At 67.7% G+C, this 23,947-nt stretch carries 21 protein-coding genes; 15 read left to right on the forward strand and 6 right to left on the reverse strand.

What is annotated here, in order from left to right; translation table 11 throughout:
• Positions 1 to 178: 178 nt before the first annotated feature.
• From AC07WS_RS26620 to fnr, 5 genes are all read left to right on the forward strand, one after another.
• Positions 179 to 1,687, forward strand: coding sequence for a sensor histidine kinase (locus AC07WS_RS26620; RefSeq protein WP_494731964.1), 1,509 nt, complete (start codon positions 179 to 181; stop codon positions 1,685 to 1,687).
• Positions 1,684 to 2,097, forward strand: coding sequence for a response regulator (locus tag AC07WS_RS26625; protein ID WP_494731965.1), 414 nt, complete (start codon positions 1,684 to 1,686; stop codon positions 2,095 to 2,097). Before AC07WS_RS26620 ends, AC07WS_RS26625 begins: the two co-directional genes overlap by 4 nt.
• On the forward strand, positions 2,094 to 3,560 hold the full coding sequence (locus tag AC07WS_RS26630; RefSeq protein WP_494731966.1) for a response regulator: 1,467 nt from the start codon (positions 2,094 to 2,096) through the stop codon (positions 3,558 to 3,560). Before AC07WS_RS26625 ends, AC07WS_RS26630 begins: the two co-directional genes overlap by 4 nt.
• A 12-nt stretch (positions 3,561 to 3,572) precedes the next feature.
• Positions 3,573 to 4,211, forward strand: a complete 639-nt coding sequence (locus tag AC07WS_RS26635; protein ID WP_161092964.1) for a response regulator — start codon at positions 3,573 to 3,575, stop codon at positions 4,209 to 4,211.
• 153 nt (positions 4,212 to 4,364) lie between these two features.
• Complete coding sequence (fnr, locus tag AC07WS_RS26640; protein WP_494731967.1) at positions 4,365 to 5,162, forward strand: fumarate/nitrate reduction transcriptional regulator Fnr; 798 nt, start codon at positions 4,365 to 4,367, stop codon at positions 5,160 to 5,162.
• Between the two features lie 8 nt (positions 5,163 to 5,170).
• Here the strand turns inward: fnr and AC07WS_RS26645 are convergent, their stop codons facing one another.
• Entirely contained in the window at positions 5,171 to 5,563 is a 393-nt protein-coding gene (locus tag AC07WS_RS26645) for a TraR/DksA family transcriptional regulator (RefSeq protein ID WP_494731968.1), read from the reverse strand.
• 39 nt (positions 5,564 to 5,602) lie between these two features.
• Positions 5,603 to 6,442: a universal stress protein gene (locus AC07WS_RS26650; protein WP_494731969.1), complete on the reverse strand. Its 840-nt coding sequence runs from the start codon at positions 6,440 to 6,442 to the stop codon at positions 5,603 to 5,605.
• A gap of 248 nt (positions 6,443 to 6,690) precedes the next feature.
• Here AC07WS_RS26650 and AC07WS_RS26655 point away from each other — a divergent pair, with 248 nt between their 5' ends.
• Genes AC07WS_RS26655 through AC07WS_RS26670 form a run of 4 tightly spaced genes read left to right on the forward strand, consistent with a single transcriptional unit; the run spans position 6,691 to position 11,334 of the window.
• On the forward strand, positions 6,691 to 8,127 hold the full coding sequence (locus AC07WS_RS26655) for an efflux transporter outer membrane subunit (protein WP_494731970.1): 1,437 nt from the start codon (positions 6,691 to 6,693) through the stop codon (positions 8,125 to 8,127).
• Complete coding sequence (locus AC07WS_RS26660; protein ID WP_494731971.1) at positions 8,124 to 9,419, forward strand: efflux RND transporter periplasmic adaptor subunit; 1,296 nt, start codon at positions 8,124 to 8,126, stop codon at positions 9,417 to 9,419. Before AC07WS_RS26655 ends, AC07WS_RS26660 begins: the two co-directional genes overlap by 4 nt.
• The gene (locus AC07WS_RS26665; RefSeq protein ID WP_494731972.1) at positions 9,416 to 10,132 is read left to right on the forward strand and encodes an ABC transporter ATP-binding protein; all 717 of its coding nucleotides are present in this window, start codon (positions 9,416 to 9,418) and stop codon (positions 10,130 to 10,132) included. Before AC07WS_RS26660 ends, AC07WS_RS26665 begins: the two co-directional genes overlap by 4 nt.
• Positions 10,132 to 11,334 carry an ABC transporter permease gene (locus tag AC07WS_RS26670; protein ID WP_494731973.1) on the forward strand — a complete coding sequence of 401 codons (1,203 nt, stop codon included), beginning with the start codon at positions 10,132 to 10,134 and terminating at the stop codon, positions 11,332 to 11,334. Before AC07WS_RS26665 ends, AC07WS_RS26670 begins: the two co-directional genes overlap by 1 nt.
• Before the next feature lie 8 nt (positions 11,335 to 11,342).
• Here the strand turns inward: AC07WS_RS26670 and AC07WS_RS26675 are convergent, their stop codons facing one another.
• Positions 11,343 to 11,810, reverse strand: coding sequence for an Lrp/AsnC family transcriptional regulator (locus tag AC07WS_RS26675; protein WP_494731974.1), 468 nt, complete (start codon positions 11,808 to 11,810; stop codon positions 11,343 to 11,345).
• Positions 11,811 to 11,927: 117 nt separating this feature from the next.
• Between AC07WS_RS26675 and AC07WS_RS26680 the strand changes: the two genes are divergently transcribed.
• The gene (locus tag AC07WS_RS26680) at positions 11,928 to 15,458 is read left to right on the forward strand and encodes an indolepyruvate ferredoxin oxidoreductase family protein (protein WP_494731975.1); all 3,531 of its coding nucleotides are present in this window, start codon (positions 11,928 to 11,930) and stop codon (positions 15,456 to 15,458) included.
• On the opposite strand, the gene torT is transcribed toward AC07WS_RS26680, so the two are convergent.
• Positions 15,459 to 16,607, reverse strand: coding sequence for a TMAO reductase system periplasmic protein TorT (torT, locus tag AC07WS_RS26685; RefSeq protein ID WP_494731976.1), 1,149 nt, complete (start codon positions 16,605 to 16,607; stop codon positions 15,459 to 15,461). It abuts the gene before it with no gap.
• Positions 16,608 to 16,777: 170 nt separating this feature from the next.
• Here torT and AC07WS_RS26690 point away from each other — a divergent pair, with 170 nt between their 5' ends.
• Genes AC07WS_RS26690 through AC07WS_RS26700 form a run of 3 tightly spaced genes read left to right on the forward strand, consistent with a single transcriptional unit; the run spans position 16,778 to position 20,329 of the window.
• A complete protein-coding gene (locus tag AC07WS_RS26690; protein ID WP_494731977.1) occupies positions 16,778 to 18,589 on the forward strand; it encodes a CIA30 family protein in 1,812 nt (603 codons plus the stop codon).
• 16 nt (positions 18,590 to 18,605) lie between these two features.
• On the forward strand, positions 18,606 to 19,721 hold the full coding sequence (locus AC07WS_RS26695) for a sensor histidine kinase (protein WP_494731978.1): 1,116 nt from the start codon (positions 18,606 to 18,608) through the stop codon (positions 19,719 to 19,721).
• Complete coding sequence (locus AC07WS_RS26700; protein ID WP_494731979.1) at positions 19,718 to 20,329, forward strand: response regulator; 612 nt, start codon at positions 19,718 to 19,720, stop codon at positions 20,327 to 20,329. The genes AC07WS_RS26695 and AC07WS_RS26700 overlap by 4 nt, the downstream gene beginning before the upstream one ends.
• On the opposite strand, the gene AC07WS_RS26705 is transcribed toward AC07WS_RS26700, so the two are convergent.
• Positions 20,326 to 21,282 carry a DUF535 family protein gene (locus tag AC07WS_RS26705; RefSeq protein ID WP_494731980.1) on the reverse strand — a complete coding sequence of 319 codons (957 nt, stop codon included), beginning with the start codon at positions 21,280 to 21,282 and terminating at the stop codon, positions 20,326 to 20,328. The two genes, AC07WS_RS26700 and AC07WS_RS26705, sit on opposite strands and share 4 nt — an antisense overlap.
• 244 nt (positions 21,283 to 21,526) lie before the next feature.
• On the opposite strand from AC07WS_RS26705, the gene AC07WS_RS26710 reads away from it, so the two are divergent.
• A complete protein-coding gene (locus AC07WS_RS26710; RefSeq protein WP_494731981.1) occupies positions 21,527 to 22,510 on the forward strand; it encodes a ribonuclease T2 family protein in 984 nt (327 codons plus the stop codon).
• Here AC07WS_RS26710 and AC07WS_RS26715 read toward each other — a convergent pair.
• Entirely contained in the window at positions 22,507 to 22,797 is a 291-nt protein-coding gene (locus AC07WS_RS26715; protein ID WP_494731982.1) for a hypothetical protein, read from the reverse strand. The two genes, AC07WS_RS26710 and AC07WS_RS26715, sit on opposite strands and share 4 nt — an antisense overlap.
• Positions 22,798 to 23,087: 290 nt before the next feature.
• Between AC07WS_RS26715 and AC07WS_RS26720 the strand changes: the two genes are divergently transcribed.
• Entirely contained in the window at positions 23,088 to 23,918 is an 831-nt protein-coding gene (locus AC07WS_RS26720) for a ParB N-terminal domain-containing protein (protein WP_117010194.1), read from the forward strand.
• Positions 23,919 to 23,947: the final 29 nt, after the last annotated feature.

Genomic DNA, 23,947 nt, shown 5'->3' on the forward strand with positions numbered 1-23,947 from the left:
CCACTGTAGGGCCGCGCCGGCGCGCCGTCAGTAGCACCCGTTGATCCAGATCAAAATGCCCGGGAATACAGCGGGGGCGATAAATTGCCGATAAGGCACTTTTTTTTGTGTTTCGGGCGATTCAAACGTATCATCGAGGTTTGGGTGCCGGATTGGCATCGTTATTCAGGACGCACCTTTGAAAAATCTCGGTATAGAAGGCTTGAGTCTGGAGTGGCTGGTGGCCTCGGCCACCGACGCCATGCTCATCGTCGACCAGGGCGGCAAGATCGTGCTGGCCAATCCGGCGCTGGAGCGCCTGTTCGGCTACGGGCCGAACGAGATGCTGGGGCTGGCGCTGGAAGCGCTGGTGCCGTCCCGTTTCCACGCCGCCCACGTGGGCCAGCGCGACGAATTCTTCCAGCAGCCCCGTTCGCGCGCCATGGGCGCCGGCGCCGAGCTGTTCGGACGGCACCGCGACGGCCGCGAGTTCGGCGTCGAAGTCAGCCTGTCGCCGCTGCGCACCTCGCAGGGGCAGCAGATGGTGCTGGCCACGGTGCGCGACATCACCGAGCGCAAGCTGGCCGAACAGGCGCTGCAGGAAAGCGAGGCGCGCATGCGCGCCATCTTCGAGACCGCGGTGGACGCCATCATCACCATCGACGAGCAGGGCGTGCTGGAGCGCCTGAACCCGGCCGCGGAACGCTTGTTCGGCTACCGCGAGGCCGAGGTGGCGGGCCGCAACGTGTCGATGCTGATGCCGCAGCCGCACCGCGCCCAGCACGACGGCTACCTGGCCCACTACCGCGACACCGGCGAGAAGCGCATCATCGGCAAGGGCCGCGAGGTGGAGGGCTTGCGCCGGGACGGCAGCGTGTTCCCGATGGAACTGTCGGTGGTGGAGATGCAGCTGGGCGCGCGCCGCATGTTCACCGGCATGGTGCGCGACATTTCCGAGCGCAAGCTGGCGGAGGACCGCAACCGCCGCCTGATGCAGGAGATCAGCAGCGCCAACGAGGAGCTGACCAATTTCGCCTACGTGGTGTCGCACGACCTGAAGGCGCCGCTGCGCGGCATCGGCTCGCTGGCCGACTGGCTGGCCACCGACTACGCCGAGCAGTTCAACGACGAGGGCAAGGAGCACATGCGGCTGCTGATCAACCGGGTGCACCGGATGAGCAGCCTGATCGACGGCATCCTGCAATACTCGCGCGTGGGCCGGGTGCGCGAGGCGCAGCTGCCGGTCGACCTGAACCAGCTGCTGGTGGACGTGGTGGACCTGCTGGCGCCGCCGCCGAACTTCCGCGTGACGGTGGCGCCGGCGCTGCCGACCGTGCTGATCGAGCCGACCCGCATCCAGCAAGTGTTCCACAACCTGATCTCCAACGCCATCAAGTACATGGACAAGCCGGACGGCGTGATCGAGATCGGCTGCGCCGACGACGGCAGCCACTGGCGCTTCAGCGTGCGCGACAACGGCCCCGGCATCGAGACCCGCCACTTCGAGCGCATCTTCCAGCTGTTCCAGACGCTGGCCTCGCGCGACCGCGTCGAGAGCACCGGCGTCGGCCTGGCGCTGGCCAAGAAAATCGTTGAAATGTACCAAGGCCGCATCTGGCTCGAATCGCAGATCGGGCAGGGCAGCACCTTCTGGTTCACGCTGCCCAAGTCCGGCTCCCCCTTATCCAGAACAGGACCGTCTACATGAAAATTATTAACAAGCCCATCCTGCTGGTCGAAGACGACCACGTGGACATCATGACCATCAAGCGCGCGCTCAAGGAGATCCATGTCGGCAACGCGGTGGTCAGCATGGAACACGGCGAAGCGGGCCTGGCTTACCTGCGCGACCCGGCCAACGAGCGGCCGTGCATCATCCTGCTGGACCTGAACATGCCCATCATGAACGGCATCGAATTCCTGCAGCAGATCAAGCTCGACCCGTCGCTGCGCCGCATCCCCGTGGTGGTGCTCACCACCTCCGAAGAACAGCAGGACAAGGTGCACAGCTTCGACCTGGGCGTGGCCGGCTACATGGCCAAGCCGGTCGACTACCGCCGCTTCGTCGAGATGATGCGCTCGATCGACCTGTACTGGACCATCAGCGAGATGCCGTGAACGCCCCCCTGCGCGTGCTGATCGTGGAGGACGACGCGGTCGACCGCATGGCCTGCCGGCGCGCGTTCGCCGCCGCGCCCGACGCGCCCTTCGTGCTGCTGGAGGCCGACAGCGGCGAGCAGGGCCTGGACCTGGCGCGCAGCCAGCAGCCCGACTGCATCCTGCTCGACTACCATCTGCCCGACCTGACCGGGCTGGAGTTCCTGGCCCACCTGAACGGCGACGGCGCGGCCCAGGGCATCCCGGTGATGATGCTGACCGGCGCCGACAGCGCCGCCGTGGCGGCCGAGGCCATGCGGCGCGGCGCGCGCGACTACCTGGTCAAGGATGTCGACGGCTACTACCTGGAGTTCCTGCCGGGCGCGATCCACCGCATGCTGCGCGAGCAGAGCCTGCTCAACGACAAGCGCCAGGCCGAGGCCCGCTTCCGCACGCTGATCGAGCAAATGCAGGCGATCAGCTATATCGCCGAGCTGGGCGAGGGCGGCGCGCTGCGCTACATCAGTCCGCAGATCGGCCTGCTGGGCTTCAGTCCGGCCGAGTGGCTGGCCAATCCGGCGCTGCACGGCCAGCGCATGGACCCGGAGCAGCGCGAGGCGATCCTGCAGGCCATGCGGCGCAGCCGCCGCGACGCCAGCCCGCTGCACCTGGAATACCGGCTGCACGCGCGCGACGGCCGCACGCTGTGGTTCCGCGACCAGGCCGAGCTGGTGCGCGACGAGCAGGACCAGCCGCTGTTCATGCAGGGCATCATGATCGACATCACCCAGACCAAGCTGGCCGAGCAGGCGTTGCTGGCGTCGCAGCAGGCGCTGCGCAGCCTGTCGGCGCACCAGGAGCAGATCAAGGAGCACGAGCGCAAGCGCATCGCCCAGGAAATCCACGACGAGCTGGGCGGCCTGCTGACCGGCATCAAGGCCTATGTCGCGGTCAGCATCGAGCGCGCGGCGGCGGCCGGTTCGCCGGCCGAGCCGCTGCTGGCCGAGGTGGCCGGGCTGGCCCAGGACGCCATCGACACGGTGCGGCGCGTGATCACCGACCTGCGCCCCAGCGTGCTCGACCAGCTGGGCGTGTGGGCCGCGCTGGAGTGGTATGCCGAACAGGTCGAACGCCGCTCGGGCCTGCATTGCCAGTGCGCGGTGGCGCCGGCCGCGGCCGCGCTGGAACTGGACGCCGGGCGCAGCACGATGTTGTTCCGCATCGCCCAGGAGGCGCTGACCAACGTCGTGCGGCACGCCGAGGCCAGCAACGCCACGCTGCAGGTGGACTACGCCGGCGGCGTGCTGGAATTGCGCATCGGCGACGACGGCCTGGGCATCGAGGCCGAGCGCCTGCTCAACCGCGAATCGTGGGGCATCCTCGGCATGCATGAACGCTGCCGTCATTTCGGCGGCGAACTGAAAATCACCGGCAAGCCCGGCCAGGGCACCACCCTGTTGCTGCGCCTGCCATTGGACGAATGACGTGAGTAAAAGATGAGTAACAACCCCATCCGCGTGCTGCTGGTCGACGACCATGCGATCGCCCGCAACGGCGTGCGCCTGATGCTGAGCACGGCCGACGACATCCGCGTCGACGGCGAGGCCTGCAACGCGCAGGAGGCGCTGCAACTGGTCATGGCCCAGGAATTCGACGTGGCGCTGCTCGACATCACCATGCCCGGCAAGAACGGGCTGGAACTGCTCAAGCAGCTGCGCAGCGAGCGGCCCAAGCTGGCCGTGCTGATGCTGAGTACCTATTCGGAAGATATCTACGCGGTGCGCGCGCTCAAGCTGGGCGCGGCCGGCTACCTGATCAAGGACGCGCCCACCACCACGCTGGTGGCGGCCGTGCGCAAGGCCGCCTCGGGTGGCAAGCACGTCAGCCCGGCGCTGCTGGAGAAGCTGGCCAGCCTGATCGGCGGCGGCGGCGACGCCGGCCACGAGGCCCTGTCCAACCGCGAGCTGGAGGTGTTCAAGTTGATCGCGGCCGGCGAATCGCTGGTGCGCATCGGCGAAACCCTGCACCTGAGCCCCAACACCGTGACCACCTACCGCTCCCGCATCCTGGAAAAAATGGGCCTGGAAAGCAATGCCGAACTGACCCGCTACGCCCTGGAGCACGGCATCATCTGACGCTGTAGGGCTTCCCCTACAAAATACTGTCGGCCAGCCCCTACACGACAGGACAGCGAAGCCCGATTAGCACCGCGCCGCCCATCGCCGATACTGTGTCCATGCCCAAGCCATCATTGCGATGCGCGGGCCAGCAGACTAGGGAGCATGGACATGAGCAATTTACAACTCGCAGCATCCGGCGGCAACGTGAACGCGGCGCAATCGAAATGCGGCGTGTGCGCCTTCAAGAACCTGTGCCTGCCGCAGGGCCTCAACGAGAGCGAGATGGGCCGCCTCGACAAGATCATCGGCCGTCGCCGCCGCGTCGAGCGCGACGAGAACCTGTGCCGCATGGAGCAGCCTTTCCACAGCCTGTACGCGGTGCGCTTCGGCCACTTCAAGACCTCGCGCGTCAATCACAGCGGCCAGCAGCAGATCACCGGCTTCCAGATGGCCGGCGAACTGCTGGGCATGGACGCCATCGGCAGCGGCCAGCACGCTTGCGGCGTGGTGGCGCTGGAGGACAGCGAAGTGTGCGAGATCCCGTTCGCCCGCCTGCAGGAACTGTTTGCCGAAGTGCCGCAGCTGCTGCGCCACTTCCACCGCATCATGAGCCAGGAAATCATGCGTGAACAGAACGCCATGCTCTTCCTCGGCAATATGCGCGCCGAGCAGCGCTTCGCCACCTTCCTGCTGAACCTGTCGACCCGCTATGCCGCGCGCGGCTACTCGCCCAACAGCTTCCAGCTGCGCATGTCGCGCGAGGACATCGGCGACTACCTGGGCCTGACCATCGAAAGCATCAGCCGTCTGCTGTCGCGCTTCCGCGCCAGCGGCTGGATCGCGGTCGACAAGCGCGAGCTGACCATCCTCGACCACCCCAGCCTGGAATCGCTGGCCACCGGCATGCCGGCACTGGTCCCCGGCGCCCGCCCGGCCCACATGATGATGCAGGCCGCGCTCGCCTGATCCCGGCGTCAGCGCGGCGCCATCTTGGCGCCACCCCGCAATTCCAGTTCCGTCTGGCAGTCCCGGCACATCTCGGCCTCGGGCTGCGCCAGCAGGCGCGCCTCCAGGATGGCCTCGCCGCAGCGCGCGCACTTTCCGTAGGCGCCGTGGTGCAGCCGCGCCAGCGCGTCGTCCACGCTGCGCAACTCCAATAATTCGTGATTGAGCAGGGCGATATCGGTATCGCTGAGCTGGCTGGCCTCGGCCAGGTCGGCGTCGATGGCGTAGTTGTTGAACAGGGCCATTTCCTGCTGTTCGTCAGCCTGGTGCAGACGCTGGCGCAACTGGGCGGCCAGTTGCGCGCGCCGCTGCTGGAGCCGTTCGCTCAATACTTGCATGACGGTGGCGCTGACGGTACTCATGGTGTTCTCCATTGTGATGATGTGGTTGTGGTTGTTGTTTCAGTGGGCCATCAGCACGGGCAGCGTCATGCCGCGCAGGACGGTGCGGGTGGCGCCGCCCAGCAGCCATTCGTGCAGGCGCCGGTGGCCGTAGCCGCCCATCACCAGCAGGTCGGCGCCGGCGCCGGACGCCAGGGCCAGCAGCGCTTCGCCCGCATGGCGGCCCGGGTCCGACTGGGCAAGGGTGACCGCCACGCCATGCCGCGCCAGGTAGCGCGCCAGTTCGGCGCCCGGCACGTCGGCCTGGCGGCCGTGGCCGGCCGTCTGCGGCGCGGCGGCGACCGTGACGGCGGCGGCGCGCTTGAGGATGGGCAGCGCGGCGATGACCGCGCGCGTGGCCGAGACGCTGCCGTCCCAGCCCACCAGCACCTGCTTGCCGATCCGCTCGAACTGGCCGTCGTGCGGCACGATCAGCACCGCGCGGGCGCAGTGGAACATGACGGTTTGCGGCAGGCGGGCCAGCAGGTCGTTGGTGTAGTCGCGCGGATCGGCCTGGCTCAGCACCAGCAGGTCGGCGTACGGGCTTTGCAGGATCAAGCCGTCGTCGGCCGCGTCGTCGACCAGCCGGGCTTCGATGGACGGCACGCCGAGGCGGCCGGCGCAGTCGGTGAACTGGGCCAGCGCCGCGTCCGCGCGGTCGTGCAGCAGGCGCAGGTCGAAGGGAAAGGGCGTGCCGACCGCGGCGATGGAGCCGTCCGGCAGGGCGTGGCGCGACAGGCCGGTCATGGCGGCGCCGACCAGATGGGCTTCATGGGCCAGGGCGACCAGCGCCGCCAGCCGGATGCGCTGCGCCGCCTGCGGCGTGCCATCGGCATGCACGAGTATGGTTTTGTAGGTCATGGTATCTCCCTAGTGGCCGGCACAGATTCAGCGACGCGGCGTTTGAGTCGCGTCAAGTACCGCCATCGTAGAGAGTTGATAGTGCAATTTGATTGATCCAAATCAAGCGCGCCCTAGTCTGGCGATCCGCGTGCTGTATGTATGCTTTTTTTGAGTTGGATCAAACCGCCATGGTGACGCCGGGCCGGCGCGCCCTTACAGTCGGGGAGTGGGTGGCGTCGCCGCCTGATTGACAGGAGCCGCATCCGATGAAACCGTCCCCGCTGTCGCCAGTCGTGCCGTTGCTGCTGGTGTTGACCGCTCTGGCCGGTTGCGCCCATCTGCGGCCGGTCAGCCTGCCGCCGGCGGCGGCGCCGTTCCAGGCGCCGGCCGACTGGTCGTCCGCCAAGTCCGGCGCGGCGCCGGCCGATGCCGCCGCGCTGGCCGCCTGGTGGCGCCGCTTCAACGATCCTCTGCTGGAACAACTGGTCGGGCAGGCGCTGCAGGCGAACACCAGCATTGCGCAAGCGCGCGCCACGCTGCAGCAGGCGCGCGCCACGCGGGCCGCCGCCGCTGCCGGCCTGGGCGCGACCGTGACCGGCAGCGGCCAGGCCCAGCGCAGCAAGCTGGACGGATCGGCCGCCTCCAATTCCTACAACCTGGGCTTCGACGCCCGCTGGGAGCCGGATGTGTTCGGCGCCAACCACTACGCGCTGTCGGCCAGCGCCGCCGCCCTGCAGGCCAGCGCGGCCACGCTGGGCGGCACCCAGGTGTCGATCGCGGCCGAGGTGGCGCGCGACTACATCGACTTGCGCGGCGCCCAGGCCCGGCTGGCGATCGCCCGCGACAACCTGGCCAGCCAGTTGAGCACTTTGGAAATCACCAACTGGCGGGCCCAGGCCGGCATGCTGACCTCGCTGGAACAGCAGCAGGCGATCACCGCCGCCGAGCAGGCGGCCGCCCAGCTGCCGGTGCTGGAAACCAGCGTGGCGCAGCTGGGCCACGCGCTGGCGGTGCTGTGCGGCCAGCCGCCGGCCGCGCTGGACGCGCTGCTGGCGCCGCCGCAACCCATCCCCGGCGATGGCGCGCAACTGGCGCTGAGCCTGCCCGCCGCGACCTTGCGCCAGCGTCCCGACGTGCGGGCGGCCGAGTTCCAGCTGGAAGCGGCCCGCGCGCGCGTGGGGCAGGCCGACGCCGCCCGCTACCCGCAGTTCCGGCTGGACGGCTCGCTGGGCTTGAGCGGCCTGGGCTGGGGCGCCAGCGGCGGCACCTTGCTGCGCACGCTGCTGGCCGGCGTCACCGGCAATGTGCTCGACGGCGGCGCCAGCCAGGCCCAGCTGGACTTGCAACGGGGCGCGCTGGCGCAGGCGCAGGCCGGCTACCTGTCCACCGTGCTGGGCGCCTTGCAGGAAGTGGAGGATGCGCTGGCCTCGCTGTCCGGCGAGCGCGCGCGGCTGGAGCATCTGCGCCTGGCCGCCGCGGCCGCCGAGCGCGCCGCGCTGCTGGCGCGGCAGCGCTACGCCAGCGGACTGGTCGACTTTCAAACGGTGCTGGAAACCCAGCGCGCGCTGTACGCGTCGCAGGACGGGGTGGCAGTCACCAGCGCCGACCTGGGCAGCGACCTGGTGCGCCTGTACAAAGCGCTGGGCGGCGGCTGGCAGCCCGACAGCGATACCGCATCGACGCAACCGGGAGCCAAGCCATGAACCGGCCCTTGACGACAGCGGCGCCGCCGGCCGCCTCCGCCCCGCTGAGCGAGTTGGCCGAACCGCCGCCGCGTCCCTGGTGGCGCCGCGCCACGTTGTGGGGCGGCCTGCTGGCGCTGCTGGCCATCGGCGCGACGCTGTATGCGTGGCAGATGCAGCGCCAGGCGGCGCGCGCGCCCAGCTACGTGACGGTGCCGGTCAAGCGCGGCGGCGTCACGCTCAGCGTCACCGCCAACGGCACTTTGCAGCCCACGCGCGCGGTCAACATCGGCAGCGAGTTGTCCGGCACCGTGGCGCGCGTGCTGGTCGACATCAACGACCAGGTCCATGCCGGCCAGGTGCTGGTGCAGCTGGACACGGCCAAGCTGCAAGACCAGATCGTGCGTTCGCGCGCGGCGCTGGCCGCCGCCAAGGCCGCGCTGGCGCAGAACCAGGCCAGCCAGGCCGAGGCGCGCAGCGCGCTGGGGCGGCTGGAGGAAGTGGCTCGCCTGTCCGATGGCAAAGTGCCGTCGCGCGCGGAGCTGGACGCGGGCCGCGCGACGCTGGCCCGCGCCGAGGCGGCCGTGCTGAGCGCCGCCGCCAGCGTGGACAGTGCGCAGGCCGCGCTGTCCACCGACAGCACCAACCTGTCGCGCGCGTCGATCCGCTCGCCCATCGACGGCGTGGTGCTGAGCCGCAGCGTCGATCCGGGCAACGCGGTGGCCGCGTCGCTGCAGGCGGTGACGCTGTTCGCGCTGGCCGAAGACCTGCGCCATCTGCGCCTGCTGGTCAACGTCGACGAGGCCGACGTCGGCGCCGTGCAGGTGGGGCAGCAGGCCAACTTCACCGTCAGCGCCTATGCGGATCGCAGCTATCCCGCCGTGGTCACCCGCGTCTCGTACGGTTCGACCATCACCGAGAACGTGGTGACCTACGTCGCTTATCTGGACGTCGACAACGCGGACCTGAGCCTGCGTCCCGGCATGACCGCCACCGCCGTGATCCGCGCGGCCCAGCATGACGACGTGCTGCTGATCCCGAACAGCGCGCTGCGCTTCACGCCCAGCGAGGCCGGCGCGGCTGCATCGGCCGGGCTGGTGTCGCGCCTGATGCCGCGCCTGCCGGCACGCGCGCCGCGCCAGGCCGGCGTGGCCGCCGCCGTGCGCCGCTCGCTGTGGGTGCTGCGCGACGGCCGGCCGCAGGAACTGAGCGTGGCGCTGGGCATCAGCGACGGCCGCTACACGGAGGTGAGTGGCGCCGGGCTGGCGGCCGGCGTGCCGGTCATCACCGACCAGCGCGCGGCGGCGCCGTGAACGATACCGTCCCGCTGATACGGCTGCGCGACGTCTGCAAGCGCTATGGCGAGGGCGGCACCGCGCTGATGGCGCTGGACCGGGTCAGCCTCGATATCGCGCAGGGCGAGTTCGTCGCCATCATGGGCCCCAGCGGCTCGGGCAAGTCCACCGCCATGAACATCCTGGGCTGCCTCGACACGCCCAGCGCCGGCCAATACCTGTTCCATCAAGTCGACGTCGGCGCGGCCAGCCGCGACCAGCGGGCGCGATTGCGGCGGCGCTATCTGGGCTTCGTGTTCCAGGGCTTCAACCTGCTGGCACGCACCTCGGCGCAGGAGAATGTGGAACTGCCCTTGCTGTATCGCGGCGAGGGCGCGGCCGGCCGCCACGCGCTGGCCGCGCAGGCGTTGGCCGCCGTCGGCCTGGCCGGCTGGGAGCAGCACACGCCGGCCGAACTGTCGGGCGGCCAGCAGCAGCGGGTGGCCATCGCGCGCGCCATCGTCAGTTCGCCATCGCTGCTGCTGGCCGACGAGCCGACCGGCAATCTCGATAGCCAGCGCAGCGCCGAAATCATGGAGCTGCTGGCGCGCCTGAACCGCGAGCAGGGCATCACGGTGGTGATGGTCACGCACGAGCCGGACATGGCGCAGTACGCGCAGCGCATCGTACGCTTCCGCGACGGCCGCATCGAGAGCGATGAACGGAACCTGGCCGCATCGGAGGTGGGCTGATGCTGCTCAACACCATCCTGCTGGCGTTGCGCTCGATCCGGCGCAACCTGCTGCGCTCCTTCCTGACCATGCTGGGCATCGTGATCGGCGTGGGCGCGGTGATCGCCATGGTCACGCTGGGCAACGGCGCGACCCAGGCGGTGCACGACCAGATCGCGAGCCTGGGCAGCAACCTGCTGATGGTGCGCACCGGCCAGCGCATGGGGCAGGGCGGCTCCGGCGCGCCGGCCTTCAAGGAGGCCGACGCCGACGCCATTGCGCTGCAGATCGGCGGCATCCGCGCAGTGGCGGCCGAGGCGCGCAGCGGCGCCACCGTGGTGGCCAATGGCCGCAACTGGACCACCACCGTCACCGGCGGCAGCGCCGGCTGGATCACCGCCGCCAACTGGACGCTGAGCGCCGGCCGCCAGTTCGATGACGGCGAACAGCGCGCCGGCAGCGCCGTCTGCGCGCTGGGCGCGACGGTGGCGCGCTCGCTGTTCGGCCACCGCGATCCGCTGGGTGAGCGGCTGCGCATCAAGCAGTTCTCCTGCGTGATCGTGGCGCTGCTGGCGCCCAAGGGCCAGGGCGCGATGGGCAACGACCAGGACGACGTGGTGCTGCTGCCGCTGCACACGCTGCAGCGCCGCGTGACCGGCAACCAGCGCGTGAACACGTTGCTCATCTCCATGCAGGAAGGCAGCGACGCCTCGGCGCTGCAGGCGCGCCTGTCGCTGCTGCTGCGCGAGCGCCGCAAGCTGGGCGCGGCCGAGGAGGACAACTTCAACATCCTCGACACGCGCCAGCTGGCCGAGACCATGTCCGGCGCCACGCGCGTGATGACCACGTTGCTGGCGGCGGTGGCGGCGGTCAGCCTGCTGGTGGGCGGCATCGGCATCATGAACATCATGCTGGTGAGCGTGACCGAGCGCACGCGCGAGATCGGCCTGCGGCTGGCCATCGGCGCGCAGGAGCGCGACGTGCTGCTGCAATTCCTGATCGAGGCCATGGTGCTGGCCGCGCTGGGCGGCCTGGCCGGCGTGCTGCTGGCGGCGCTGGCGACGGTGCTGATGGCGCACGCGCTGCAGCTGCCGTACCTGTTCAATCCCGGCGTGAACCTGCTGTCCTTCCTGTTCTCGGCCGGGATCGGGGTGGTGTTTGGCTACGTGCCGGCGCGCCGCGCCGCGCGCATGGACCCGATCGAGGCGCTGCGCCACGAGTAGCGGCGGGCCTACAAGGGCAGTGCCGTCTCGTACTTCACTTCGCGCAGCGCCACGCTGGTGTTGACCTGCGCCACGCCATTCAGCTTGACCAGCACATTGTGCAGGAAGTCGTGGTAGGCGTCCATGTCGGCCACGACCACCTTGACCATGTAGTCCGAGCTGCCGGTGGTCTCGTAGCATTCCACCACCTCGGGCCGCAGGCGCATGGTGGCCTCGAACTGTTCGACCACGCCTTCCGCGTGCCGCGCAAGCGAGATATGCAGCAGGCACACCACGGCCAGCCCCAGTTTGCGGCGGTCCACCAGCGCGGTGTAGCGCACGATGTAGCCGTTGTCCTCCAATTCCTTCTGCCGGCGCCAGCACGGGCTGGCCGACATGCCGATCTTCTCCGCCAGCTCGTTGGACGAAATCCTGCCGTTTTTCTGCAGCTCGGCGAGGATTTTCACCGAGGCCGGGTCGATAGAAGTATTTTTCATGTTTTAGGTGAAATTTCGAAATATTTTCGCCATTCTAGCCCCGCAAGCGGCAAAGATAGAAATAATTTTTCTCTCGGGCGGACATATCCTGTCTCATCAAAAAAACATAATGAGACAATGAATACTCTGACCATTCCCGTGCCATTCCTGGCCGATCCGCACTACGCGCTGGACGACAACCTGACCCGCGCCGAGGGCCGCGTGTTCCTGACCGGCACCCAGGCGCTGGTTCGCCTGCTGTGCATGCAGAAGCTCAGCGACGAGGCGCAGCAACTCAACACCGCCGGTTTCGTCAGCGGCTACCGCGGCTCGCCGCTGGGCGCCGTAGACCAGGAACTGTGGCGCGCCAAGGATCTGCTGCAGGGCCACCACATCGAATTCCTCCCGGCGATCAACGAGGAGCTGGGCGCGACCGCCGTCATGGGCTCGCAGCAGGTGGAGGCCGACCCGACCCGCAAGGTCGACGGCGTGTTCGCCATGTGGTACGGCAAAGGGCCGGGCGTGGACCGCGCCGGCGACGCGCTCAAGCACGGCCACGTCTACGGCTCGTCGCCGCACGGCGGCGTGCTGGTGATCCTGGGCGACGACCACGGTTGCGTGTCGTCGTCGATGCCGCATCAGAGCGAGCAGGCGCTGATTGCCTGGGGCATGCCGGTGATTAATCCGGCCAACATCCAGGAGTACATGGAGTTCGGCCTGTACGGCTGGGCCATGTCGCGCTACTCGGGCGCGTGGAGCGGCTTCAAGGCCATCTCGGAAACGGTGGAGGGCGGCGCGGTGGTCGAGCTGCCGCCGCTGCCGCAATACGTCGTGCCGACCGATTACGTGGCGCCGCCGGACGGTCTGCACAACCGCTGGCCGGACCTGCCGGGATTGGCGCTGGAGCAGCGCGCCGCCGCCAAGCTGGAGGCGGTGCAGGCCTTCGCCCGCGCCAATTCCATCGACAAGCTGGTGGTGCCGGCGCCGCGCGCCACCCTCGGCATCATCAGCGCCGGCAAGGCCTACCTCGATTTGCTGGAGGCGCTGGAGCGCATGGAGCTGCCGCTCGAACGGCTGGAGCAGCTGGGCGTGCGCCTGTACAAGCCGGGTTTGACGTATCCGCTGGAGCGCACCCGCCTGTCGGCCTTCGCCGAGGGACTGGGCGAAATCCTGGTGGTCGAGGAAAAGGGCGCGGTCATCGAGCAGCAGGTCAAGAACCTGTTCTACAACCTGCCGCACGAGCAGCGCCCCATCGTCATCGGCAAGACCGACCGGCATGGCGATCCGCTGTTGTCGGCACTGGGCGAGCTGCGGCCGTCGCGCATCGCGCCGGCGCTGGTGCGCTGGCTGGCGCCGAACTTCCCGCAACTGGACCTGGCGCGCATGCTGCCGAACTTCTGCGCCGCCGAGCTGCTGTCGAACGGCGCGGATGGCGTCAAGCGCACGCCGTACTTCTGCTCCGGCTGTCCGCACAACACCTCGACCCGCGTGCCGGAAGGCAGCCGCGCGCTGGCCGGCATCGGCTGCCACTTCATGGCGACGTGGATGAAGCGCGATACCAACTACCTGTCGCAGATGGGCGGCGAGGGCGTGAGCTGGGTCGGCTCCTCGCGCTTCGTCGGCGAGCCGCATGTGTTCCAGAACCTGGGCGACGGCACCTTCTACCATTCGGGATCGCTGGCGATACGGCAGGCCATCGCGGCGCGCACCAACATCACCTACAAGATTCTGTACAACGACGCGGTGGCCATGACCGGCGGCCAGCCGGTGGACGGTAGCCTGTCGGTGCCGCAGATCGTGCAGCAGGTGTGCAGCGAGGGCGCGAAGAAGGTCGTGGTGGTGACCGACGCGCCGGAAAACTACCAGGGCGTGACGCTGCCGCAAGGCGTGACCGTGCACCACCGCAGCGAGCTCGATGCCATGCAGCGCATGCTGCGCGAGATCGCCGGCGTGACGGTGCTGGTGTACGACCAGACCTGCGCCGCCGAGAAGCGCCGCCGCCGCAAGAAGAACAAGCCGGACAAGGTGGTCTTCCCCGATCCTGCGCGGCGCATGGTGGTCAATCCGGCCGTGTGCGAAGGCTGCGGCGATTGCGGCGTGCAGTCGAACTGCCTGTCCATCCTGCCGCTGGAGACGGAGCTGGGACGCAAGCGCCAGATCGAGCAATCGTCCTGCAACAAGGACTACTCCTGCGTCGAGGGCTTCTGCCCGAGCTTCGTCTCGGTGCTGGGCGGCGCGCTGCGCAAGCCGGAAAGCGTGAAGCTGTCGCTGGCCGATCTGGAGCAGGCGCTGGCCGCCTATCCGCAGCCGCCGCGCCACGCGCTGGTCAAACCGTTCGAGATATTGGTGGCCGGCGTCGGCGGCACCGGCATCGTCACCGTCGGTGCGTTGATCTCGATGGCCGCCCACCTTGAAGGCAAGGGCGCCTCGACGCTGGACTTCATGGGCTTTGCGCAGAAGGGCGGCGCGGTGCTGTCGCATGTGCGCGTGGCCTCCTCGCCGTCGCGCCTGAACCAAGTGCGCATCGACCTGCGCCAGGCCGACGCGGTGTTCGCCTGCGACCTGGTGGTGGCCGCGATGCCGGACAGCCTGTCCGTCATGCGCCATGGGCACACCAGGGTGGTGGCCAACGAGCGCGAAATTCCCACCGCCGAATTCACCCGCGAGCGCGACGCCTCGATCAACAAGGCCGGCCTGCTGGAGAAGCTGGCCGCGTCGGCCGGCGAGGCGAACCTGTCGCAGCTCGACGCGCAGGAGACGGCGGCGCGCTTCCTCGGCGATCCTATCGGCGGCAATATCCTGCTGATGGGCTATGCGTGGCAACTGGGGCTGGTGCCGGTCGGGCTGGAGGCGCTGATGCGGGCGATTGAATTGAACGCGGTCGCCATCGACATGAACAAGCGCGCCTTCATGCTGGGCCGCCTGGCTGCCGCCGACCGCGCGGCGCTGGACCGCCTGGTGCAGCCGTCGCAGCAGGTGATTCAGTTCGCCGCGCCGAAGTCGCTGGCCGATACCGTGGCCTTCCGCGTCGACTGGTTGACCAAGTACCAGAACGCCGCGTACGCGCGCCAATACGCCGACGCGGTGGCCGCTGTCGAACTGCGCGAGATCGCGCTGGAAGGCAGCGGCTCGCGCAAGCAGTTGAGCAAGGCCGTGGCGCGCAACCTGTTCAAGGTCATGGCCTACAAGGACGAGTACGAGGTGGCGCGGCTGCACGCCGATCCCGCCTTCCGCGCGCAGATCGCCGCGCAGTTCGACGGCGACTACAAGCTGGCCTTCCATCTGGCGCCGCCGCTGCTGGCGCGCCGCAAGCCAGGTTCCGACCTGCCGTCCAAGATGACCTTGGGCGCCTGGATGATGCCTGTCTTCGGTGCGCTGGCGCGGCTCAAGTCCCTGCGCGGCACGCCGCTCGACGTCTTCGGCTACACGCAGGAGCGCAAGCGCGAACGCGCGCTGCGCGACCGCTACCTGGCCTTCGCCGAAGAACTGGCGTCCGGCCTGAGGGCCGACAACAAGGAGGCCGCGCTGAAGCTGGCGCAGTTGCCGGACCAGGTGCGCGGCTACGGCCACGTGAAGCTGGCGGCGCTGGACAAGGCGGACGAGCAGTGGACCGAACTGGCGGCACGCTTCCGCGCCGCCAAGGTGGTGGAACTGAAGCGGCAGGCCTGATCAGTTTTTAGCGGGGTCGTAGGACAGCTCGACCTTGTAGCCTTCCGGCGCGATCGAGGTATCGAAAGGATAGCTGCCGAAGTTCTGCTGGTCGACCAGTCCGAGGTTGATCAGGATGGTGTGCGGCAGATCCTTGCCGCGCCCCTCCAGCAGGTTGACGGCGGCGTTGATAGCGACCCGCGCCTGGCTCACGCCCTTGGTGTCGGCCGCGGCGTAGATGTCGCCGCTGCGGATCAGGCGCGCGATTTCGTCGGTCAGGTCGTAGGCCACCACGCGCAGCTTGCCGCTCAGGCCCGCCGCCTTGATCGGCTGCACCGCGGCCGGAGCGCAGCCGGTGCAGCCGATCAGGTAATCGAGCTTGGCGCCGTGCTTGGCCAGCAGCTGCGCCGCCAGTTGCGATTGGATCTGGCGGTCGCTGTCGCCATACCGGATGTCGATGATGTTGACCGGAATGGTCGCTTCCTGCGCGGCGATGCGGGTGCCGTCCACTTCACCCTTGACCCAGCCCGCGCCCATGGGACCGGGCAGCAGCGCGACGTTGACCGACTTCAGGCCGCGCTGCTGGGCGTCGCGCACCATCCAGCGCGTCGCTTCCACGCCCATATTGCGCAGCGATGTCGTCACCTTGATGGTGAGGTCGTCGCTGCGGCTGTCGTTGGCCAGCTCGAACACCGGTATGCCGGCGGCGCGCGCCTTGGCGATCGAGTTGTTATTGGCCGTCATGCCGATCGGCGAGATGACGATGGCGTCGTACTTGGCGGCGATGGCGGCTTCCATCTGGCGCAGCTGGCCTTTCAGGTCGTCGTAGCCGGTGGCCGGCAGGATGTCGACCGCCACGCCGAGCCGGCGCGCCTCGCTGATGACGCCATAGCTGCATCCAACCCAGTACGGGTCTTTCAGATGCGGGAACAGGAAGGCAATGCGCCAATGCTTGCTGGCCTTGGGCGCCATCGCATAACTGCCGGGGACCACGCGGCCGCTGGCCAGCGCGTCGTCGGCCGAGCCGTTGGCCTGCAGCGGGCGGAAGATCGATACCACCGGCACCGGTGCGAATTTGGCGATGGGCGTTGCCGGGATGGCGGCGGCGGGCCAGATGCCCATGCCCAGCGCGCCCAGACAGGCCAGTTCTCGTAAGCGGCGTTTGAACATACTGTGTTTTTCTTCCGGTTCCACGGATAGTGCTTGTTTAGCACAATTCTAACCGCATCGGCAGCGACGGTGGGCAAGCTGACAATTGTCATGTCAAAGTTGTGGCATTTGCGTCTGGTTTGCCGCCGCCGCTCGCGGCACACTGTCGTTATTCCAACCTGGAGACTACGATGAAACCTGTAATTTCGACTCTGCTGTTCGCTTGTGGCCTCGGCCTGACCATCCCGGCGCTGGCCGACACCTGGCTGATACGCGACGCCCGCGTGTTCGACGGCGAGCAAATGCACGCCAAACGCTCGGTGCTGATCAAGGACGACAAGATCGTCGATGCCGACTTTCACGGCGCGGTGCCGGCTGGCGCCCACGTCGTCGACGGCGCCGGCCGCACGCTGCTGCCAGGTCTGATCGACGCCCACGTCCACGCCTACCGCCACCTGGAGCTGCCGCTGATGTTCGGCGTGACCACGCAGATCGACATGTTCACCGGTGTGGACACGATGCGGATGATGAGCGAGAAAATGCGCGCCAACGACAACCACGGCCAGGCCGACATGTATTCGGCCGGCACGCTGGTCACCGCGCCGGGCGGCCACGGCACCGAGTACGGCATGGCGATACCGACCTTGACGCGGCCCGAGGACGCCCAGGCCTTCGTCGACGCCCGCATCGCCGAGGGCTCGTACTTCATCAAGATCGTGATGGAGAGCGGCTCGCCCGGCCATCCGGTGCAAACGCTGGACCTGCCGACCGTCAAAGCCGTGATCGCGGCCGCGCATGCGCGCGGCAAGCTGGTGGCGGTCCACGTCAGCAAGCTGGCCGACGCCCGTGCCGCGCTGGAGGCGGGCGCCGACGGCCTGGCCCACCTGTTCAACGGACCTGGCCTGAGCGGCGAGGAACTGGCCGCCTTCGTCCAGCTGGCGCGGCAGAAGCACGCCTTCATCATCCCGACCCTGAGCGTGTTGGAGAGCATCGCCGGCTTGCGCGAGGAGGACGTGCTGGGCGACGCCGGCCTGGCGGCGCTGCTCACCAAGGAGCAGATGGCGCCGTTGAAGGCCACCTACGGCACGCAGGCCTATCCCTCGCTGATGACGGCGCCGCAGCAGGTGGTGGCGGCGCTGGGCAAGGCCGGCGTGCCGCTGCTGGCCGGCACCGACGCCGGCAACACCGGCACCCAGTACGGCGTGAGCCTGCTGCACGAGATGCGCTCGCTGGTGCAGGCCGGACTGACGCCGCGGCAGGCGCTGGCCGCAGCCACGTCGGCGCCGGCGCGCGCCTTCAGGCTGGCCAATCGCGGCCGCATCGCCAAGGGCTACAAGGCCGACCTGCTGCTGGTGCAGGGCGATGCCGGCGCCGATATCGGCGCGCTGCACCGCATCGTCGAGGTGTGGAAGGACGGCGACGCCGTCAGCCCGCTGCGCAAGGCCCAGCAGGGCAAGGTGGCGCAGGAGCTGGCGCCGCGCACGCAGCCGGCTATGGCGCTGCCGGCCGGCGGCCGCATCAGCCAGTTCACGGCCGAGCAGCTGGCCAGCCCGATCGGCATGGGCTGGGTGCCGTCCACCGACCAGTTCGCGGGCGGCAAATCCACGGTCGAGCTGAAGGTGCAGGAGGCCGGCGCGGACGGCCAGCGTCCGGTGGCGGTGAGCGCGAAAGTGCTGCCCGGCTTTGCCTATCCCTGGGCCGGACTGGCTTTCATGCCGGGCGCGCAGATCATGCAGCCTGCCGACCTGAGCGGCGCCAAGGTGCTGCGTTTCCGTGTCAAGGGCGACGGCCGGCGCTACAATGTGTCCGTCCTGTCGAGCGGGCTGAATATTCCGGTCAAACAGGCCTTCGAGGCCTCGGGCGAGTGGAAAGAAGTGGCGCTGCCGTTCGACGGCTTCAAGGGCGTGGACTTCGGGGCCGTGACGATGATAGCGTTCCACGCCGGCCCGGCGGTGGGCGACTACCAGTTCCAGATCGCCGACGTGCGGCTGGTGAACGAATAACAGAACGGGGAAGAGCTTGGGTATCGGACACAGAGTAGTGAGCGCGCTGCGCGCCCCGTGGGTGCCGCCGGCCATGGGCAAGGGGCCGTATTTGTGGGTGTGGTCGTTTCTGTTCATCCTGTGGAAATACGTCTACGTCGGCCCCAGTCCGGCCGAGCTGGTGTGGCTGGCGCTGACGGCGCTGGTGTTCTTTCCCGTGTACTTCCTCAGCTTCTGGCGCAGCGATGCGCAGGTGGTGCCGCTGCTGCTGTTCGTGGTGCTGCTGGGCGTGCTGTGGGCGCCGTACAATTCCGGCGCCAGCACTTTCTTTATTTTCGGCTGCGCCATGTGTTCGCGCATCGAACGGCGCGGCTACGCCTACCTGGGGATCGCGCTGGTGCTGCTGTGCGCCTGCCTGATGACGCCGTATGTCACGCTGAAGATCAACTTCCTGGCGCCGGCGCTGATCGTCGGCGGCCCGGTCGGATTCGCCAGCGTCATCGAGGAAAACATGCGGCGCTCGCGCGACCAGCTGCTGCGCAAGCAGGAGGAGGTGGCGCACCTGGCGCGCATCGCCGAGCGCGAACGCATCTCGCGCGATTTGCACGATCTGCTGGGCCACACGCTGTCGATGATCACGCTGAAGGCCGAGCTGGCGGGCAAGCTGCTGGAGCGCGACGCGGCGGCTTGCCGCTGCGAGATCCGCGATATCGAACAGAGCGCGCGCAAGGCGCTGGGCGAGGTGCGCTCGGCGGTGACGGGCATCCGCCAGACCGGCTTCGCGCACGAGCTGGCGACGGCGCGCGCCAGCCTGGCGGCGGCCAATGTCGGCTTCACCGAGCAGGTGCAGACCTGTCTTCTGCCGGCCGCGCTGGAGAACGTGCTGTCGCTGGCGCTGCGCGAGGCGGTGACGAATATCCTGCGCCACGCCGGCGCATCCCATTGCGAGGTGCGGATGACGCTGGAGTCGGGCATGGTGGTGCTGCGGGTGCGCGACAACGGCAGCGCGCTGGAGCGCGGCGGCGCCATCGTCCACGGCTCGGGGCTGAGCGGCATGAAGGAGCGGGTGGCCGCGCTGGGCGGGCGGCTGGCGTTGCGGGTCGACCGCGGCCTGGCGCTGGAACTGAGTTTGCCGATGGGAGTGGCTGCATGACGATGATATCTGTGGTGATCGCCGAAGACCAGGCGCTGGTGCTGGGCGCGCTGGCCGCGCTGCTCAAGCTGGAGGGGGATCTCGACGTGGTGGGCCAGGCCGCCAACGGTGAGCAGGCGCTGGCGCTGTGCCGGTCGCTGCGGCCGGACATCCTGCTGACCGATATCGAGATGCCGCTGATGACGGGACTGGAACTGGCCGCCGCCCTGGCGGGCGAGGCGCTGCCGACGCGGGTGATCATCGTGACCACCTTCGCCCGCAGCGGCTACCTGCGGCGCGCGCTGAGCGCCGGCGTGCGCGGCTACCTGCTCAAGGACGCGCCGGCCGAGACGCTGGCGGCGGCGATCCGCACCGTGCATGGGGGCGGCCGGGCCGTCGCGCCCGAACTGGCGCTGGAGAGCTGGAGCGGTCAGCAAGACCCGCTCAACGAGCGCGAGCGGCAGGTGCTGCGGCTGGCCGGCGAGGGCCGCAGCAGCGGCGACATCGCGCGCCAGATCCATCTGTCCGAAGGCACGGTGCGCAACTACCTGTCCGATGCGATCAGCAAGCTCGACGCGGGCAACCGCGTCGAGGCGTTCCGGCTGGCGCGCGACGCCGGCTGGCTTTAGGCGGGCGCGGTACCGCTGAACAGGTCGCGGCTCAGGTTTTCCTGGACCGCGTCCACGATGCCCTTGCGGAAGCGGCGCTTGGCCAAGGTGCGGGAGCGGTGCTTCTGCTGGACCAGTTCGATGGGCTTTTCGGGCAGGCTGGCATCGAGGAAGAAGGCGTTCCGGTCGGTTTCGTGGGCGCCGATGGTGCCCCAGAACGTATCGTAGTCAAAATGAATGCTGGCCTCATAGTCGGCATTGTTTTTCGACAGCTGTTCCTTGTTCGACACGCCGACGATGGTATCGATCCCGAAGATGCGCGAAATCGCCTCGACCGCGCACAGCAGCATGCGCGGCGGCGCCACGTCGGACAGCGCTTTGGTGGCGGCGCGCATGGCGTCGTGCGTGCCTTTCACACCTTGAATCTTGCCGACGAAAATAGCCCGGTTCGAGTGGTCCGTATTCCAGCAGCTGCGCGCCAGTTCCCCCGGCACGATCGTGGCGCACATCACATACAGGGTGCTGTCGTTGGCTTCGAACAGCAGCAGCAGATCGCCTTCGTGATCGACGATCCGGTAAGGCCGGTCCAGATTGCGCGGAAATGCCAGCCGTATTTTGTAATGATTATCGTCGATCGCCGATTCCCAAATAACTGGAAACTCGTCCATTAACCGGTGAAAGAAATCCGGTGAAATTTTGCTGCTGAGGCAAAGATAATGGTAGCGCAAGATTTCCTGGGAATCTTTGACCGACAGGGACTTCGATAAATAATTTCCTCTTAAATATTTATATTTGATCTTGGGGTGTATTTGGCTCAACGGGGCGACCCGTCCGGCGTTCAGGGTGGCCAGGAGGCGGCGGTGGCCGCGGAAATGCAGGGCTAATGGCAGCGCCCGCTGCCAAACCAGCATTTTGACCCTGTTCACCATACTGGCGGTGCTGCGTGATACGGAATTGCTTTGGACAGTGATCATTTTGTTTTCGCGTTTCTGGATTCAGGAGCCAAGCGTCATCTGCTTGTAACCTTCTAAATCGCTTTGTATCAGATTGTATCCAGACATTGATTTTATAACATTACAAATCGGTAATAGTATTTTCTTTCAGTTATGCTAGATATCTATTTATTAACAATTTGTGACATCAGGAAATCTTGTTTTTGATGTATCTCCGGGCTGTCCGGTAAAATGGCCGCCTTTTGGCCCATTCAGTGGAGATGTCATGCACCGTCAAATCGCAGCGGGTTTATTTTTTGCTTTCATTGCAGTAGCCTGCGGCGCCAGCGAATCGGCCAGCGGCAAGTTCACCGCCACCCAGAGTTGCGAGGCCTATGCCTCGTTTGCCAAGCGCAGCAACCCGGGCGCGGTGCAGGTGGCCGCCGGCGCCAGCTACACGGTGCGCGAGATCAACAAGGTCGATTACGACTGGCTGCGGGTGGAAGTGCCGGGCGCCGAGCCGTCGCTGCGCTGGGTGCAGCGCAGCTGCGGCACGCCGGCGCTGGCCGAGCAGCCGGCCAGGGCGGCCGGTGGCGAGCACGCGGGCGGCGAGAGCTGCAGCATCGCCAACCAGCAGGACAGCTATGTGCTGGCGATCACCTGGCAGCCCGGCTTCTGCGAGCACGTGCCCTACAACGGCAAGAAGCCGGAATGCGACGCCATGAACAGCGGCGCGCTGGAGGCGAAAACGCTGAGTCTGCACGGCCTGTGGCCGAACAAGAAGGAATGCGGCACCCGCTACGGCGGCTGCGAAGGGCCGGCGTTCGCGCTGACCAAGGAAACCATCGCCCAGATCGCGCCGTGGATGCCCAACTTCTATTTCGAGCGCAGCTTCGGCGCCTACGAGTGGAACAAGCACGGCAAATGCCAGGCCCTGCCGTCGGACGAATACTTCGTCAAGGCGGTGTCGGCGGTGCGGGTGGTGAACGATTCGGAGGTGGGCAAGATCGTGCTGGGCAGCGTGGGCAAGAGCTTCCGCGTCGGCGACTTCTTCGAGCGCGTCAAGGCGCGCTATGGCGACCGGGTGGCCGCCAGCGTGACGCTGGTCTGCACCCAGCGCAAATACTTGCAGGAGATCCGCGTGGCGCTGCCGCTGGACTTCAGCACCGAGCGCGAACTGCCGCAGCTGGTCGGCAACGGCGCGGCTCCGGCGCCGCGCGAGATCGGCTGCGACGACGAAGTCTACGTCGAGGCGGCCGGCAGGAATTAGGCGGCGGGCAGTTCCTTGAGGCCGCTCCAGGACAGCGTGGTCGCCTCGGTCACCAGCACCGAAGCGCCGGCGTGGATGGTCTCGGCCAGGCGGTGGACGGCGTCCCGTACTTCGTTGATGGTTTCGCTGCCGCTGTAGATGAAGGTGCCGGGCGGCAGGTGGTAGCCGCGGCCGTCGTCGGCCTTGACCCCGGCCGCGATATTGTATTTCGACAGTTCGTGGCTCAGGCGCAGCACGGCGTCGGGCGCGGCGTCGGCGAAGGCAATATGAAGGATGTAGGTGATCATGGTCGGGCCTTGGTGGAGGAAGCTGAATCATGCGCCAAGGTTTAGGCAAAAGCAATCTTCGGCCGGCTGACATGGAAAAGCCCCGAGCAGGCGGGAAACCTGTCGGGGCTTGGTGTCAATTGGCGGAGAAAGCTTGTTGACTGGAAAGCATGATAGTGGAGGATGCTTAAGATTGCCTTAATTGCCATTCCGGCCCGGGGCTTTGGCGGCGCGCGCGGATGGTGTAGCATGCTGGACGGCGATTTGGCCGGGCGCACAGGCGCCGGCCCGCCGGTATTTCGAGGACAACTATGCAAATCAAAATTAACGACGTGTTGCGCGGCTATATCGAGCCGCTGACCGAGGCCGAGTACGCGGCCCTGGAACGCAGCATCCTGGTGGAAGGCTGCCGCGACGCGCTGGTGCTGTGGGAAGACGTGCTGGTGGACGGCCACAACCGCTACCAGATCTGCCAGCAGCATGGCGTGCCGTTCAAGGTCACGGAAAACACCAGCTTCCGCAACCTGGACGATGTCAAGCTGTGGATGATCGATAACAACCTGGGCCGCCGCAGCATTTCCGACTTCCAGCGCGGCGTGCTGGCGCTGCGCAAGAAGGAAATCGTCGCGGCCCGCGTGGCCGAGCTGGCCGCGCAGGCGGCCGCCGAGGATGCGGCCATCGCGCCGCCTGAAGGCGAGGCGCCCAAGGCCAAGCCGGCCGCCATGCCGCTGACCTCGCGCGAGGACATCGCCCGCGCCGCGCGCCTGAGCAGCGCGACCATCAGCCAGATCGAGAAAATCCAGAAGACGGCCACGCCGGAGCTGGTGGAGGCGGTTCGTTCGGGCACGATCTCGATCAACGCCGCCGCCACGGTGGCGTCGCTGCCGGAAGCGGATCAGGTGGCCGCGGTCGCCGGCGGCAAGAAGGAGTTGCAGAAGGCCGCCAAGGAAGTGCGCGAGCTGCGCGCCGCCTCGCGTCCCGCCAAGGAGCCGAAGGAGGGCGGCGGCGACTACGGCCGGCCGTTGACGGAGGTCGAGGAACTGCGCGCCGAGAACGCCTCGCTCAAGGAAAAGAACGCGGCGCTGCGGGCGGAAATCACCGCGCTGCAGCTGCGCATCTCGGAGCTGGTCGACGCCAGCTGAGTTGTAATTCCCCACCCACCGCCCGGAGT

The sequence above is a fragment of the Duganella sp. GW821-FHT01E12 genome (assembly GCF_059422325.1).